The 15,443-nt window shown below is 63.7% G+C and carries 16 protein-coding genes; 14 read left to right on the plus strand and 2 right to left on the minus strand.

The annotated features are described in order from the left end of the window. Positions 1 to 30 precede the first annotated feature (30 nt). From NKI97_RS18750 to NKI97_RS18775, 6 genes are all read left to right on the plus strand, one after another. Positions 31 to 579, plus strand: a complete 549-nt coding sequence (locus NKI97_RS18750) for a histidine phosphatase family protein (RefSeq protein ID WP_352451973.1) — start codon at positions 31 to 33, stop codon at positions 577 to 579. A gap of 213 nt (positions 580 to 792) precedes the next feature. After that, positions 793 to 1,077, plus strand: coding sequence for an acyl carrier protein (locus NKI97_RS18755; protein WP_023676462.1), 285 nt, complete (start codon positions 793 to 795; stop codon positions 1,075 to 1,077). A 39-nt stretch (positions 1,078 to 1,116) separates the two neighbouring features. Next, positions 1,117 to 2,304 (plus strand): beta-ketoacyl-ACP synthase, encoded by a 1,188-nt coding sequence (locus NKI97_RS18760; RefSeq protein ID WP_352451974.1) that lies wholly within the window; start codon positions 1,117 to 1,119, stop codon positions 2,302 to 2,304. Between the two features lie 75 nt (positions 2,305 to 2,379). After that, the gene (locus NKI97_RS18765; RefSeq protein ID WP_352451975.1) at positions 2,380 to 3,669 is read left to right on the plus strand and encodes a beta-ketoacyl-ACP synthase; all 1,290 of its coding nucleotides are present in this window, start codon (positions 2,380 to 2,382) and stop codon (positions 3,667 to 3,669) included. Positions 3,670 to 3,705: 36 nt separating this feature from the next. Continuing rightward, positions 3,706 to 4,734, plus strand: a complete 1,029-nt coding sequence (locus NKI97_RS18770; RefSeq protein WP_352451976.1) for a zinc-binding dehydrogenase — start codon at positions 3,706 to 3,708, stop codon at positions 4,732 to 4,734. Positions 4,735 to 4,736: 2 nt separating this feature from the next. Next, on the plus strand, positions 4,737 to 5,729 hold the full coding sequence (locus NKI97_RS18775) for a lipid A biosynthesis lauroyl acyltransferase (protein WP_352451977.1): 993 nt from the start codon (positions 4,737 to 4,739) through the stop codon (positions 5,727 to 5,729). A 144-nt stretch (positions 5,730 to 5,873) separates the two neighbouring features. On the opposite strand, the gene NKI97_RS18780 is transcribed toward NKI97_RS18775, so the two are convergent. Further along, a complete protein-coding gene (locus tag NKI97_RS18780; RefSeq protein ID WP_023676467.1) occupies positions 5,874 to 6,302 on the minus strand; it encodes a L,D-transpeptidase in 429 nt (142 codons plus the stop codon). 222 nt (positions 6,303 to 6,524) lie between these two features. Between NKI97_RS18780 and NKI97_RS18785 the strand changes: the two genes are divergently transcribed. From NKI97_RS18785 to NKI97_RS18805, 5 genes are all read left to right on the plus strand, one after another. After that, positions 6,525 to 7,814, plus strand: coding sequence for an acetylornithine deacetylase/succinyl-diaminopimelate desuccinylase family protein (locus NKI97_RS18785; protein ID WP_352835786.1), 1,290 nt, complete (start codon positions 6,525 to 6,527; stop codon positions 7,812 to 7,814). A 130-nt stretch (positions 7,815 to 7,944) separates the two neighbouring features. After that, on the plus strand, positions 7,945 to 9,423 hold the full coding sequence (locus NKI97_RS18790; protein ID WP_352835788.1) for an ABC transporter substrate-binding protein: 1,479 nt from the start codon (positions 7,945 to 7,947) through the stop codon (positions 9,421 to 9,423). Positions 9,424 to 9,656: 233 nt separating this feature from the next. Beyond that, positions 9,657 to 10,604 (plus strand): ABC transporter permease, encoded by a 948-nt coding sequence (locus NKI97_RS18795; protein WP_352451980.1) that lies wholly within the window; start codon positions 9,657 to 9,659, stop codon positions 10,602 to 10,604. After that, on the plus strand, positions 10,601 to 11,470 hold the full coding sequence (locus tag NKI97_RS18800) for an ABC transporter permease (protein WP_352835790.1): 870 nt from the start codon (positions 10,601 to 10,603) through the stop codon (positions 11,468 to 11,470). Before NKI97_RS18795 ends, NKI97_RS18800 begins: the two co-directional genes overlap by 4 nt. Continuing rightward, positions 11,467 to 13,086 (plus strand): ABC transporter ATP-binding protein, encoded by a 1,620-nt coding sequence (locus NKI97_RS18805; RefSeq protein WP_352835792.1) that lies wholly within the window; start codon positions 11,467 to 11,469, stop codon positions 13,084 to 13,086. The genes NKI97_RS18800 and NKI97_RS18805 overlap by 4 nt, the downstream gene beginning before the upstream one ends. A 6-nt stretch (positions 13,087 to 13,092) precedes the next feature. Here NKI97_RS18805 and NKI97_RS18810 read toward each other — a convergent pair whose 3' ends face one another. Then, on the minus strand, positions 13,093 to 13,524 hold the full coding sequence (locus NKI97_RS18810; protein ID WP_352835794.1) for a TerB family tellurite resistance protein: 432 nt from the start codon (positions 13,522 to 13,524) through the stop codon (positions 13,093 to 13,095). A 154-nt stretch (positions 13,525 to 13,678) separates the two neighbouring features. Here NKI97_RS18810 and NKI97_RS18815 point away from each other — a divergent pair, with 154 nt between their 5' ends. From NKI97_RS18815 to NKI97_RS18825, 3 genes are all read left to right on the plus strand, one after another. After that, positions 13,679 to 13,849 carry a hypothetical protein gene (locus tag NKI97_RS18815; RefSeq protein ID WP_023676480.1) on the plus strand — a complete coding sequence of 57 codons (171 nt, stop codon included), beginning with the start codon at positions 13,679 to 13,681 and terminating at the stop codon, positions 13,847 to 13,849. A gap of 111 nt (positions 13,850 to 13,960) precedes the next feature. After that, positions 13,961 to 14,788, plus strand: coding sequence for a helix-turn-helix domain-containing protein (locus NKI97_RS18820; RefSeq protein ID WP_352835796.1), 828 nt, complete (start codon positions 13,961 to 13,963; stop codon positions 14,786 to 14,788). A 73-nt stretch (positions 14,789 to 14,861) separates the two neighbouring features. Then, on the plus strand, positions 14,862 to 15,281 hold the full coding sequence (locus NKI97_RS18825) for a VOC family protein (protein ID WP_352835799.1): 420 nt from the start codon (positions 14,862 to 14,864) through the stop codon (positions 15,279 to 15,281). Positions 15,282 to 15,443: the final 162 nt, after the last annotated feature.

Genomic DNA, 15,443 nt, shown 5'->3' on the forward strand with positions numbered 1-15,443 from the left:
CGCCTGCCGGTCACCCGAAAAGGATGTCCGATGCTTCGATTTGTGCTGGCGCTGCTGTTGCTTGCCGTTTCCGCCACAGCCCATGCGACGGAAGCCGGCTGGGCGCTGCTGCGCGACGGCGGGCATGTGGTCCTGCTCCGCCATGCCATGGTCACCGGCACCACCGATGCGGCCAATTTCGACCTCGGCAAATGTGCAACCCAGGTCAATCTCTCGGAGCGCGGCAAGCAGCAGGCACGCAAGATCGGCGCGCTGTTTGGCGCCCGCGCGGCACCGGTCGAGCGCGTGCTGTCCAGCCGCTATTGCCGCTGCCTCGAGACCGCCCGCATCGCTTTCGAAAGCGAGCCGGAGCCGTTCGCACCGCTTGACCTGCTGAAGACCGACGAAAAGGAGAAGGCCGCCCAGATCGCTGCGATCCTGGCCGAGATCCGCGGCTATTCCGGCTCCGACAATCTGGTCATGGTCACGCATCTCGAAGACATCAAGGAATTGACCGGCATCTCGCCGCGCGAAGGCGAAGCCGTGGTCGTCGCGCCGCAGGGCGACGGCCTGCGGGTACTCGGCCGCGTTACCTTCTGACCGGGCCGGTCGCTCCTCGCGTCGAGCGAGATAGGTGTTGCCGAAATGCCACTGCCACGAGAAGCCGTGGTTGGATTCCGATCTCATCTTGCTCTGCCTGGGCAGCAATCCCATCTGCGCCCGGCGTATCAGGCCTTTTCCTGCCCGGAAAAACCGATTAGACAGCCCAAAACACATGCGGACAGATTCCGCCCGCAATCGAAGGAAAAGCCCTTGTCCACCACGTTCGACAAAGTCGCCAAGATCATCGCCGACACCAGCGAGATCGACATCGAGACGATCACGCCCGAAAGCCACACCATCGACGATCTCGGCATCGACAGCCTCGACTTCCTCGACATCGTCTTTGCCATCGACAAGGAATTCGGCATCAAGGTGCCGTTGGAAAAGTGGACGCAGGAGGTCAACGACGGCAAGGCCTCGACCGACGACTATTTCGTCATGAAGAACCTGTGCGCCAAGATCGACGCGCTCGTCGCCGCCAAGAACGCCATCTAAGCACAGCGCTTGACGCGCCCTCACCCACAACAGCCGCCCATGAACCCCCGCGACGTCGTCATATCAGGCATCGGCCTTGTCTCGTCACTGGGCGAGGGTCCGGATGCGCATTGGCAAAAGCTCGTCCAGCCGCGCCTTGAGCCGGTTCTGGAGGCCTCGCGCTTCTCGCCCTATACGGTTCACCCGCTGCCGGAGATCGACTGGAACCTGCAGATCGCCAAGCGTGGCGACCAGCGGCAGATGGAGATCTGGCAGAGGCTCGGCACCTACGCGGCCGGCCTTGCGCTCGACGATGCCGGCATCAAGGGCAATGACGAACTCTGCGCGACCATGGACATGGTGGTGGCCGCCGGCGGCGGCGAGCGCGACGAGGCGGTCGACGCGGCCATTCTCGCAGCATCGGAAAGCCGCAATGACCGCGACGTGCTGCTCAACGAGAAGCTGACCACGGAATTGCGCCCGACGCTGTTTCTGGCACAGCTCTCCAACCTGCTCGCCGGCAACATCTCGATCGTCCACAAGGTGACGGGATCGTCGCGCACCTTCATGGGCGAGGAAGGCGCCGGCGTCGCCGCTGTCGAGACGGCGGCCGCGCGCATCCGCTCCGGCCAGTCGACGCATATACTGGTCGGCGGCGCTTTCCAGACCGAACACTCCGACATGCTGCTCGGCTATGAACTGGCCGGCTACCTGCATCGCGGTCCGTGGACGCCGGTCTGGCAAAGGCAAGGTGCCGAGGGCGGCGGCGTGGTGACCGGATCCGGCGGCGCGTTTCTCGTCCTGGAGCAGCGCGAGCATGCGGAAAGCCGTGGCCGGAAGATCTATGCGGAACTCGGCCCGATCCTGTCCGGCCGTGCCAGGCGCCGGCGGGGCGAACTCGACGGTGAGATCGCCGCGCTGCTGAAGCAAGCGGCATTGCCGGACGGCGAACTGCTGGCGATCTCCGGCGCTTCGGGCGCCCATGCCGCGACCGCCGCCGAGAAATCGGCGCTCGACGCCAATCCGGCGATCGCCGCACGCGGCTTTTCGACGTTGACCGGCCACATGAAGGAAGCGCAGTTCCCCTTTGCCGTTGCGCTGGCGGCCCTGGCTGTCGACCGCAAGGCCGCCTACCCTGTCTTCGACGCCACAGTCGAAAAACCGTTTGCCGGTGTCCCGAAGACCGTCCTTGCAACGGCAATCGGCTATCACCAATTCGAGGGCATGGCGCTGATCAAAGCCGCCTAGAGCATCGGACCGAAACGTGTGGCGCGGTTTTCGGGCGATCCGACGCTCCAAGAGAAACAGGTTTTTGGACAACAAATGGCCAATCTGAACGACCATATGGGCAGGCCCATCGTCGCCGTCACCGGCATCGGCGTGGTGACGTCGCTCGGTGTCGGCAAAGCCGACAATTGGGCGGCACTTACGTCAGGCAAATCCGGCATCCATCCGATCACCCGCTTCCCGGTCGATCATCTCAACACCCGCATCTCTGGCATGGTCGATTTCCTGCCGTCGAGTTCCAAGGGCGCCAGTCTCCTCACCTATGAGCTTGCCGAAACCGCCGCCCAGGAAGCGATGTCGGAGGCCGGCCTCGATGCCGGCGATTTCGGCGGACCGCTGTTCCTCGCTTCGCCGCCGGTCGAGCTCGACTGGAGCGAGCGCTTTTCGCTCTACAATTTCGACACGCCCAATAATTCAGACAGGCACGACACCGGTGCCGAGAGGCTGCTGCGGGTAGCGCGCGGCCTCAGGGAACTCGACATCTTCGAGACCACCCAGTTCGGCTCGATTGCCGACCGGCTTGCCGACCGTTTCGGCACACGCGGCCTGCCGATCACGCTGTCGACAGCCTGCGCTTCGGGCGCCACCGCGATCCAGCTCGGCGTCGAGGCGATCCGCCGCGGCGAATGCGACAGGGCGCTGTCGATCGGCGCCGATGGCTCGGCGACCGCCGAGGCGCTGATCCGCTTCTCGCTTCTATCGGCGCTCTCCACCCATAACGACATCCCTGAAAAGGCCTCAAAACCCTTCTCCAAGGATCGCGACGGCTTCGTGCTCGCCGAAGGCTCGGGCGCCCTTGTGCTGGAGTCGCTGGAGGCAGCACTTACCCGCGGCGCCACCGTTCTCGGCATATTGCGCGGCTGCGGCGAAAAGGCCGACGACTTCCATCGCACCCGCTCCAAGCCGGACGGTTCGCCGGCGATCGCGGCGGTGCGCGCCGCTCTTGCCGATGCCGGCTTGAGTGAGAACGGGATCGATTATGTCAACGCCCATGGCACCTCGACGCCCGAAAACGACAAGATGGAGCATTTGTCGCTGTCGACGGTGTTCGGCGAGCGGATCTCGTCAATGCCGGTCTCGTCGAATAAGTCGATGATCGGCCACACCCTATCGGCTGCCGGTGCCGTCGAGGCCGCATTTTCGCTGATGACGATGCGCGAAAGCGTCATTCCGCCGACCATCAACTACGACAATCCCGACCCGGCAATCGTGCTCGACGTGGTGCCGAACACCAAGCGCAACGCCGAGGTCGGCACGGTCCTGTCGAACTCCTTCGGCTTCGGCGGCCAGAACACCTGCCTTGTCATGGCGCGGGAACCGGTCTAAGCGACCTTTTTCAGCCAGACTGAACCGACAGGCACCATGCGCGCATTGCAACTTATCGAGGACCGCCGCCTTGAAACGGTGGACCTGCCGCCCCCGCCGCAACCTGCGCTCGGCGAGGTGACGCTGCGCATCAAGGCCGTGGCGCTGAACCACATCGACGTCTGGGGCTGGCGCGGCATGGCTTTTGCCAAGCGCAAGCTGCCGCTGGTCGTCGGCGCCGAGGCTTCCGGCGAGGTCGAGGCGGTCGGCCCCGGCGTTTCCAGCCTTGTGCCCGGGCAATTGGTGTCGATCTATGGCGCCCGCACTTGCGGTCTTTGCCGCGCCTGCCGCGAAGGCCGCGACAATCTCTGCGAGCATGTTTCGGGCGTGCACGGCTTCCATCTCGACGGCTTTGCGCAGGAAAAGATCAACCTGCCGGCGCGCCTTCTGGTCCCAGCTCCGCCCGGCGTGAGCGAAATCGGCGCGGCGGTGGCGCCTGTCACCTTCGGCACGGTCGAGCACATGCTGTTCGACAATGCCCGGCTGCAGCCCGGCGAGACGATACTGGTCCATGCCGGCGGCTCCGGCATCGGCTCCGCCGCGATTCAGCTGGCCAAGAAGATGGGCTGCACGGTCATCACCACCGTCGGCTCGAACGACAAGATCGACAAGGCCAAGGCGCTCGGCGCCGACCACGTCATCAATTACCGCGACGACCGCTTCGAAGGCGTCGTGCGCAAGCTGACCAAGAAGAAGGGCGTCGACGTGGTGTTCGAGCATGTCGGCGCCGACACATTTGCCGCCTCGATGCTGTGCCTCAAACGCGGCGGTCGGCTGGTCACCTGCGGCTCGACCTCCGGCGTGTCGACGCAGATCAATTTGATGCAGTTGTTCCAGCAGCAGCTGAAGCTGCTAGGCTCGTTCGGCTGCCGCATGGAAAACATGGCCGACGCCATGCAGAAGATGGCGGCGGGCCTGGTCGCGCCGGTGATCGACACCGAGGTTGGCTTCGACGGCATCGATGCGGCGCTGAAACGCATGGAAGGCCGCGACGTCTTCGGCAAGATCATCCTGCGCGTCGGCTGAGAATGATCGGCAACGCCTTCAGGAAGATCCGCAGGGACCTGGGATTCCGCTATGGCAGGCGGCTTCGCCAGTTCAACTACTGGCTGGTCGCGCGGGTCGCGATGTTCATCATCTCAGCGCTGCGCCTGCTGCCGCCCGACAGCGCGCTCAATTTCGCCGACCGCGCTGCCCGCCGCATCGGCCCCTGGGTAGCGCGCCATCAGGTTGCCGTCGACAATCTGCGCAAGGCCTATCCGGAAAAGAGCGATGCCGAGATCGAGGCGATCGCTTCCGACATGTGGGGCAACATGGCCCGCCTGGCCGCCGAATACATCTTTCTCGATGCTTTGTTCGACTACGATCCCGCTGCGACGAAGCCGGGCCGTGTCGAGGTCAAGGGCGTGGAGCATTTCGTGCGCATCGCGGGCGAGGATAAGCCGCATATCGTCTTCACCGGGCATCTCGGCAATTTCGAGCTGCTGCCGGTGGCGGCGGCGACCTTCGGCATGAACATCACGGCGCTGTTTCGCCCGCCCAACAACCCTTATCTCGCCGATTACATCCTCTCGACCCGCCGCTCGAGCATGGGATCGCTGCTGCCGTCTTCGACCGGTGCCTCGTTTGCGCTTGCGGCCATCCTGGAGAAAGGCGGCAATATCGGCGTGCTGGTCGACCAGAAATTCACCGGCGGGCTCGAGACGACATTCTTCGGCCGCCCCTGCGAGAGCAACCGGGTCCTCGGCACCCTGGCGCGGCACTACGATTGCGATGTCTACCCGGCGCGCTGCGTGCGCCTGCCGAACAACCGTTTCCGGCTCGAGATCGAGGACAAGCTCACCTTGCCGCGCACCGCCGGCGGCAGTGTCGACGTCCGCGCCACCACCCAGCTCCTCAACGACGTGGTCGAGCGCTGGGTGCGCGAAGACCCCGGCCAGTGGATGTGGTTCCACAAGCGCTGGGAGATCAGCGGCCGCAAAAAGCGTCGCCCGGCGACAGTGCGCGACAAAGCCGCCTGAGCGGAACGATCTTTTTGGGCACCGGCCCCTATTTTGTTCTTGCTTTGTGCCGGCAGCTATGCTACTAATTTTGGTATGGTGCTATTTGGCCCCGACGAACCCGCCGCTCCGGCGGGTTTTTTATTGCGGGCCGAGGAGCAGGCCCTAATTCGTCACGAGGATCCGCGTATTGCCGAAGCCGGCTTTGCGCACCATCGAATAGAAAGCGGCGGCGTTGCTGGGGTGGAGGCGCACACAGCCATGCGATGCCGGGCGCCCCAATTGCCGGATCGCGCCGGTGCCGTGGATGGCATAGCCGCCGCGGAAGAACACCGAATAGGGCATCGGCGACATGTCGTATTTGCGCGAATACCACATCCGGGCCGTCCGCTGTGGCCGGTAACTGCCGCGCGGCGTGATGTAGCCTTTGCGGGCGGTGGAAACGCTCCACCGGTAATACGAAAGCCCGTATCTTACCGTCATCGTCTGTGAGGATATGTCGATGTTCGCGACCAGGCTGGCCGCCCGGCTCTCGAACGACGAACCGAACAGCATCGCCATCAATGCCGCTGCCATGAGAACAGTGTTTTTCATGCAATCAAACCCCTTTGATGCCCCTTGCCTGCCTGCCCTCGCGCTGTTCTCCAGCGTTTTGATGGCAAGCCAGCGAGCTAACACCCACTCCCTGACGATTTCACCAATCCAAAGCAGCGAATTTGAACGATTTCCCGCAATAGTTGCCGTAACGACACGCAATCGCCTCGCAATTCGCCATCGGGCTTGCAAAACTCCCTCATCCGCTGCTCAATTCGCCGAATGAACGAACCGAACGAACGGCTCCTCAAGGCTATCGATGACCGAGCCGATGATCTGGTTGCACTGACTGCGGATCTGATCCGCTTTCCGACCATCAATCCGCCCGGCGAAGCCTATCGGCCATGTGCCGAATATATCGGCGCGCGGCTGAAGAAGCGTGGTTTTGAGATCGAATTCATCCGTGCCGAGGGCACGCCTGGCGACACTGACCGTTACCCGCGCGTCAACGTCGTCGCCCGCTTCGATGGCCGGGCGCCGGGTGCTTGCGTGCACTTCAATTCGCATATCGACGTGGTCGAGCCCGGCGACGGCTGGAGCCTCGATCCGTTCGCCGGCATCGTCAGGGATGGCAAGGTCTATGGCCGCGGCGCTTGCGACATGAAAGGCGGGCTTGCCGCCTCGATCATCGCCGCTGAAGCCTTCATGGAGGTCTTTCCCGATTTTCCCGGCGCCATCGAGATTTCAGGCACGGTCGACGAGGAGTCCGGCGGCTTTGGCGGCGTCGCGCATCTGGCCAAGCTCGGCTATTTCTCCAGGCCGAAGGTCGACCACGTCATCATTCCCGAGCCGCTCAACAAGGATCGCATCTGCCTTGGCCATCGCGGCGTCTGGTGGGCGGAGATCGAGACCAAAGGCGAGATCGCGCACGGCTCGATGCCGTTCCTCGGCGACAATGCGGTGCGCCATATGGGCGCCGTGCTGCGGGCCTTCGAGGAGGAATTGTTTCCGGCGCTCGACCGCAAGATGACGCGCATGCCGGTCGTGCCCGAAGGCGCAAAACGCTCGACCATGAACATCAACTCGATCCATGGCGGCCAGACGGAAGATTTCCGGCCCGGCCTGCCCTCGCCCAACGTGCCCGATTCCTGCCGGCTGACCATCGACCGCCGCTTTCTGCTCGAAGAGGATCTCGCTACGGTCAAGAGCGAGGTGACCGATATCCTGGAACGGCTGAAGCGCGAGCGCAAAAAGTTCGACTACGAAATCCGCGATCTGATGGAGGTGCTGCCGCTGATGACCGAGCGCGACGCGCCGGTGGTTAAGGCGGTCGCGCAAGGCATCATGGAGATATTCGACCGCGAACCGGATTACGTGATTTCGCCCGGCACCTACGACCAGAAGCACATCGCCCGTATCGGCCACATCTATGACTGCATCGCCTATGGCCCGGGCATCCTCGATCTCGCCCACCGGCCCGATGAATGGGTCGGCATTGCCGACATGCTGGACTCGGCAAAGGTGATGGCGATCGGCCTCGACGTTCTGCTGAGGGACGCCGGCCCGCGATGATCCGGCCATGGGCGAAAAAACATTCCTCCCGGCGATGGCGGACGGTACGAAACGCAATTTACTCGGCGGCGAATTCACGCTTCTATCCGCCCGGGTTTGAGCACGTGTTTTAGATATGGGGAGTTGCACGATGAAATTGTGGAAAACCATTCTGGCTGCCGCGGCGCTGGCGTTGGCCGCCGGAACCTCGGCGATGGCCGCGCGCACCGACCTGGTCATCGGCATTACGCTCGAACCCCCGCATCTCGACCCGACCGCGGGTGCCGCCGCGGCAATCGACGAGGTACTCTATGCCAATGTCTTCGAGGGCCTGACCCGCATCGGCCCGAACGGCGAGGTGCTGCCCGATCTCGCCGAAAGCTGGAGCATTTCCGACGACGCCAAGGTCTACACTTTCAAGCTGCATACAGGCGTGAAATTCCATGACGGCAGCGACTTCAACGCCGACGACGTGAAATTCTCGCTCGATCGTGCCCGCGCCGACAATTCCGTCAACGCGCAAAAGAGCCTGTTCGCCGCCATCGACAAGGTCGAGGTCGTCGATCCCACGACGGTGAAGGTCACGCTGAAGAACCCGCAGGGCTCGTTCCTCTACAATATGGGCTGGGGCGACGCGGTGATCGTGGCGCCTGAGACAGCCGACACCAACAAGGAAAAACCGATCGGCACCGGCCCGTTCAAATTCCAGAACTGGGCCAAGGGCTCGTCGATCACGCTGGTCAAGTCGGACAATTACTGGGGCGCCCCGGTGTTCCTCGACAAGGCCGAGTTCCGCATCATTCCCGATGCCGCCGCCGCCGTTCCGGCGCTGCTTTCCGGCGACGTCCAGGCCTTTCCGTTCTTCGACCCCGACAGCGTCGCCCAGGTCAAGGACGACCCACGCTTCAAGGTGGTGATCGGCTCGACCGAGGGTGAAACCATCCTGTCGATCAACAACAAGAAGCCGCCCTTCGACAAGCTGCAGGTCAGGCAGGCGATTTCCTTTGCGCTCGATCGCAAGGCGATCATCGACGGCGCCTCGGCCGGCCTCGGCGTGCCGATCGGCTCGCACATGTCGCCCGCCAGCAAAGCCTATGTCGACCTCACCGGCCTCTATCCGCACAATGTGGAGAAGGCCAAGGAGTTGCTGAAGGAAGCCGGCCTGGAGAATGGCTTCAAGGCGACGCTGAAGCTGCCGCCGCCCTCCTATGCGCGGCTTGGTGGCGAGATCATCGCCTCGGAGCTTCGCGAAATCGGCATCGATCTCGAGATCATCCCGGTCGAATGGGCGCAATGGCTGGACCAGGTCTTCACCAAGAAGGACTACGACCTGACCATCGTTTCCCACACCGAGCCCAACGACATCGATATCTATTCGCGCAAGGACTATTACTTCAACTACGACAACCCGGCCTTCGACAAGATCATCGACGAGCTGAACCTTACCTCCGACGAGGCCAAGCGCATGACGCTGCTCGGCGAGGCGCAGAAGGTCCTGGCCGATGACGCCGTGGTCGGCTTCCTCTACGAATTGCCGAAGGTCGGCGTCTGGGACGCCAAACTGCAGGGCCTGTGGGAAAATGCCCCGATCCAGGCCAACGACCTGACCAAGGTGAAGTGGACGGATTGATCGCTGACAGAAAGGCGAAAGTTGCACTCCGTCACACCCCCCTCTGTCCTGCCGGACATCTCCCCCTCATGGGGGGAGATCGGACGTCGCTCCGGTTTTCGCCAATCTCCAGCATTGAAGAGAAGACGGGCGTGGAAACTGCCAATCTCCCCCCTTGAGGGGGAGATGTCCGGCAGGACAGAGGGGGGTGGGCGGGAACGCTACCTTCGCCCAGTGCTTGCATCAGGCAGCTCATGACCGCCTACCTCCTCAAGCGCCTCGCCATCGCCGTCGTCACGCTGGTTCTGGCCTCGATGGTCGTTTTTGCCGTGCTGGAGATCATTCCCGGCGACCCGGCGCGGCTGATGCTTGGCCTGAACGCCAGTGCCGACCAGATCGAATTGCTGCGCAACCAGATGGGTCTCAACGCTCCCGTCGTGCTGCGCTATCTGCACTGGGCCGGCGGCTTGCTGAGCCTCGATTTCGGCCGTTCCTACACCTATTCGGTGCCGGTCATCGATCTGGTCCGCGAGCGCCTCGTCGTCTCGCTGCCGCTGGCGCTGATGGCGCTGGCGCTGTCCACCGTCATTGCCATTCCGGTCGGACTGTTTTCCGCCAGCCGACGCGGCCGCGCCGGCGACACGATCGCGATGGGCGCCGCCCAGCTTGGCGTCGCCGTGCCCAACTTCTGGTTCGCGCTGATGCTGATCTATCTTTTCGCCGTCTGGCTGCGGTTGGTGCCCGGCGGCGGCTTTCCCGGCTGGAGCGCCGGCGTCTGGCCGGCGCTGAAATCGCTGCTCCTGCCGGCAATCGCCCTCGCTCTGCCGCAGGCGGCGATCCTCGCCCGGGTCACCCGCTCGGCACTGATCGAAGTGCTGAACGAGGACTACATCCGCACCGCCCGCGCCAAGGGCCTGCCCTATCGCCTTGTCTTGTGGCGGCATGCGCTGCGCAACGCCATGATCCCGGTGGTCACCATTTTAGGCCTGCAATTCGCCTTCCTGCTTGCCGGCACCATCATCATCGAGAACGTCTTCTATTTGCCCGGCCTCGGGCGGCTGGTGTTCCAGGCAATCAACCAGCGTGACCTGATCGTGGTCGAGAGCGTCGTCATGCTGCTGGTTGCCGCCGTCATCATCGTCAATTTCGTTGTCGATCTCTCCTATGCGGTGGTCGATCCGCGCCTGAGAGGCCGGCAATGACGCTGCACATCGACATCCCCGACGAGAACCTTGCCAGCATCCTGGCCAAGGCGTTTCGAAACCGTTCGTTCCTCGCCGGCTTCGTCGTCACCACACTGGTGGCGGCGGTCGCGATCCTCTCCTTCTTGTGGACGCCTTACGACGTCACCAGACTGGTCATTTCCGACAAGACCCAGGCGCCGTCGCTGGCGCACTGGTTCGGCACCGACCATTTCGGTCGCGACATCCTGTCGATGATCATGGTCGGCGCCCGCAACTCGATTGCCGTGGCGCTGGTGGCGGTCGGCATCGGCATGGGCATCGGCGTGCCGCTCGGCGCCTTTGCCGCGGCGCGCGGCGGCTTCGTTGATGACGTGCTGATGCGGCTGAACGACCTGGTCTTCGCCTTTCCGGCGCTGCTTTCGGCAATCATGATCACCGCCATCTTCGGGCCCGGCGCGTTCAACGCCATCATTGCCATCGGCATCTTCAACATCCCGGTCTTCGCGCGCGTCGCCCGCGCCGGCGCCCTGGCGATCTGGCCGCGCGAATTCATCCTCGCCGCCCGCGCCGCCGGCAAGAGCACGACGCTGATCAGCATCGAACATGTGCTGCCCAACATCGCCACGCTGCTGCTGGTGCAAGGCACCATCCAGTTCGCGCTGGGCATACTGGCCGAAGCCGGGCTTTCCTATGTCGGGCTGGGCACCCAGCCGCCGATGCCGAGCTGGGGCCGCATGCTGTTCGACGCCCAGACCCGCATGGTGGTGGCGCCGTGGATGGCGATCTTTCCGGGCATGGCGATCGTCGTCACCGTGCTTGGCCTGAACCTGCTCGGCGACGGCATCGCCGACATCCTCGATCCGCAATCGCGGCGGCAGCGATGAGCCTGCTCGAAATCGAGAAGCTGTCGCTGGCCATCGGCGGCACGCCCATCCTCAGGGACATCGAGCTGTCCGTCGCGCCCGGCGAAGTCATGGGCCTGGTCGGCGAATCCGGCTCCGGCAAGTCGATGACGGCCCTCACCGTGATGCAGCTCTTGCCCTGGGCGGCACGCGCCAGCGGACGCGTTACCTTCGACGGCATCGATATTCTGGCGGCGAGCGAGGACCAGATGTGCGCGCTGCGCGGCGACGACATCGGCATGGTGTTCCAGGAGCCGATGACGGCGCTCAACCCGGTCAAGACCATTGGCGAGCAGGTTGCCGAGGGTATTCGCTGGCACACCAGGGCGAGCCGCGCGGACGCCGAGCAACGGGCGCGAAAAATGCTCGACCGGGTCGGCTTGCCGGCGGCGCAGTTCCCGCTGTCGCGTTATCCGCATGAGCTGTCCGGAGGCCAGCGCCAGCGCGTCGTCATCGCCATCGCCTGTGCGCTGAAGCCCAAGCTGCTGATCGCCGACGAACCGACGACCGCGCTCGACGTGGTGCTGCAGGCGCAGATCCTCGACCTGCTGCGCGACCTCGTCGCGGAAAACCGCATGGGGCTGCTGCTGATCTCGCACGATCTCGCCGTGGTGACCGAGATGGCGGACCGCATCACCATCCTGCGCCATAGCGAGGTGATGGATGCCGGCGACACGGCGCGTGTCCTGTCCGAACAGCTTCATTCCTATACGCGCCAGCTGGCGCAGGCCTCGATGCATGTGCCCGCGCGGGCTAGGCACAGCGTCGGCCAAGGAAAACCTCTGGTTGAGGTAGACAGCGTGACGCGCGACTATCCGGCACGGCGCATTTCGCTTTTCAAGCGAGGGGCTCCCGTCCGCGCCGTCGACGATGTTTCCTTCTCCATGGCGCCCGGCCAGTCGGTGGCGCTGGTCGGGCGCTCCGGTTGCGGCAAGTCGACGCTGGCCCGCATGGTCCTGGCGCTGGACAGGCCGACATCAGGGACAATCCGCTTCCGCGGCGATACCCTCACCGGCAAGAGCGAGGCGGAGCTGAAGCCGGCGCGGCGCGACATGCAGGTCGTGTTCCAGGACCCGTACGGCTCGTTCGACCCACGCCAGAAGGTCGAGAGATTGGTGGCCGAGCCGCTGCATGTGCTGGAGAAGAAGCCGGCGCCCGCCGCGCGGCGCGAGATGGTGGCGCATGCGCTGCACGAGGTCGGCCTCTCACCAGGCGACATGGACAAATACCCGCACGAGTTTTCGGGCGGCCAGCGCCAGCGCCTGTCGATCGCCCGCGCCATCATCACCCGGCCGAAACTGGTCGTCGCCGACGAGCCGGTCTCGGCGCTCGACGTCTCGATCCGCGCGCAGATTCTCGATTTGTTCGCCGAGCTCAACCAAAAACTCGGCATCGCCTATCTGTTCATCACCCATGATCTGACCGTCGCCCGCGCCATCACCGACGAAGTGATGGTCATGCATGACGGCAAGATCGTCGAGCGCGGCAGGACGAGCGAAGTACTCGACCACCCACAATCCGAAGCGGCCAAGGCGCTGGTCGCCGCCGCTCCCGATTTGAATCGGGCGATCGCGAAACGACTTCAGGAACAGGGGTGAGCGGACTCAGCCTTGTGGCTTGACCAAATCGGCCGGGCTGATGTCGAGCAGGTCGAGAGTGCGGCGCAACAGCTGCATTTCGCTCCCGGCGAGTTGCGAATCGGCCTTGGCGATTTCGGCCATGTGGCGGGCGAGCAGCTTGCGCCGTTCGACGTCGAGGTCGCGGAACTGCGCGACGGCCTGCGAGCCGTTGGTCTCGTAGCCGAATTCGTTGAGATATTCGATGACGCTGTCGATGCTGGTTTCGGGCATGCCGAAGGCGTCCCGGCAGATACGCCTGAAGGCGGTCATTTCGCTTTCGCTGACCGACCCGTCGGCGAGGATCATACGGAACAGCATGAGCAGCTCCGCCGACAGCACCGGATCGTCCGCCACCTTGCGCACGCCGGGGTCGCCGTCGAAGATCGAGCGTATCTGGTCCAGCAATCCCATCGCCATCAGCCCCTTCCGATTCGTTCGGAAGGTAGCGCGGAATCGGATTTGCGCAAACGGGGTGCGAATGGTGGAAAAGCCGCCTGCGTGCGCTCATTGGTGTGTGACCGCGCGCCTGATACTATGCCGCTGTACGAATCATGTTGAGGAGGGACCGAACATGAATCTCAGTGCGCCTACCCAGCTTATTTTCATTATATCCCTTGTCATCGCCATCATCGGCGTTCTCGCCGCGCTTGGCGTTCTTGCGTTTATCCCTTTGAATGCCGCGTGGATTGTCGTCATCGCCTACATCGTGCTGGCCGCCGGCTGCCTGATGCGCGGGGCTTAAACACGTCCAGACAACTCCGAATCTCAGGCAACTCGGAGCGCCCGGCCAAAAGCCGGGCGCTTTTGATTCCGACGGATGGTCTGTTAAAGTCGCGCGGCGGAAGGAAAGCGCATGCCCGACAGCGAAGACGGCAGCCGCCACGAAAGCCCAGGGCTCGATCGGTTCGAGATGGTGCGGCGCGCGCCGAGCCATCGACTTCAGGGCGTCGTCACCGACATATGCGGCTTTCGCGAAACCATGCCAGGCCATTTCCGCGCCATCGAATATGCCTCGCTGACCGTGCCGCTGGTCATCAGCTTTGCCGAACCCTTTGCCATCGGGCTCGGCAGGGACCCCAGCGACAATGACCGCTTCGCCAGTTTTGCCGCCGGCCTTTATGCCGGGCCGGTAGTGATCAAATCCTTCGGCGGCGCCTGCTGTGTGCAGATCAATTTCAGCCCGCTCGGCGCTCGTCGCTTCTTCGGCCGCCCGATGAGCGAACTGACCGACCGCATGGTCGGCCTGGATGACGTGCTCGGCGTCGAAGGCATCGCGCTTCGCGAAAGGCTTGGCAATGCGCCGGATTGGAGCTCACGCTTTGCCATCGCCGAAGCCTTCGTCGGTGATCGGTTGGCAACCGCGGACCGCACTCAGGCCGAAATGGTCTGGGCCTATGAGACGATCGTCACCACAGGCGGCCGGACCCGCATCTCGACGCTGACCGAAAAACTTGGCTGGAGCCGCAAGCATCTTACCGGAAAATTTTCGGATGCGATCGGCGTTGGACCCAAGACGCTCTCGCGCATCGTCCGCTTCAACCATGCGCTTGGCCTGTCGAGACAGGCCAACAGCGCTTGGGCCGACATCGCCGCCGACTGCGGCTATGCCGACCAGGCGCATCTGGTACGCGAGTTTCGCGACCTGGCAGGCGTCGCGCCGACGGCGCTTGCCGCTAGGTAACATTTCTTCAAGACGCGCAACCGGCCTTCGCCCAGACTGGGTTGATCGACCAACCCGTTGAAGGAGATCTGCCATGCCGAACATCACCGAACCATCGCGGATTTACCCGGCGCTGCGCTACAGAAATGCCGGCAAGATGATCGACTGGCTGTGCGAGGCCTTCGGCTTCAGCATCCGCGCCCGCCATGGCGAAGGCGACGTGGTGCACCACGCCGAACTCGCATTCGGCTCTTCGATCATCATGCTCGGCACGGCGCGCGACGATGCCTATGGCAAGATGGTCGGCGCGCCCGGTTCGGGCGGCGGCAAGTCGATCTACGTTGCGGTCGCTGACGCAGACGCGACATACGCGCGGGCAAAGAACGCCGACGCCGAGATTCTGGAAGAACTCACCGACCGCGACTATGGCAGCCGCGAATTCATCTGCCGCGATCCGGAAGGCAATGTCTGGTCGTTCGGCACCTACTGGCCGAAGGCTGACGAGAAAGCATGAACTGGTAGCGCTGCACATTCGGGATTGGCCGAAGCCTCCCAATTTCGTCATCCCAGGGCGGAGCAGGAGCGAAGCTCCGTCGCGGAGACCCTGGGATCCATATGTGGACGGCGCCCTGCCTGCAACGGTTGTTTTGCGTCGTTTTCGATCGCTTGCGTCCAT

It is taken from the genome of Mesorhizobium sp. M0296, from assembly GCF_040321675.1.
GTDB lineage: Bacteria > Pseudomonadota > Alphaproteobacteria > Rhizobiales > Rhizobiaceae > Mesorhizobium.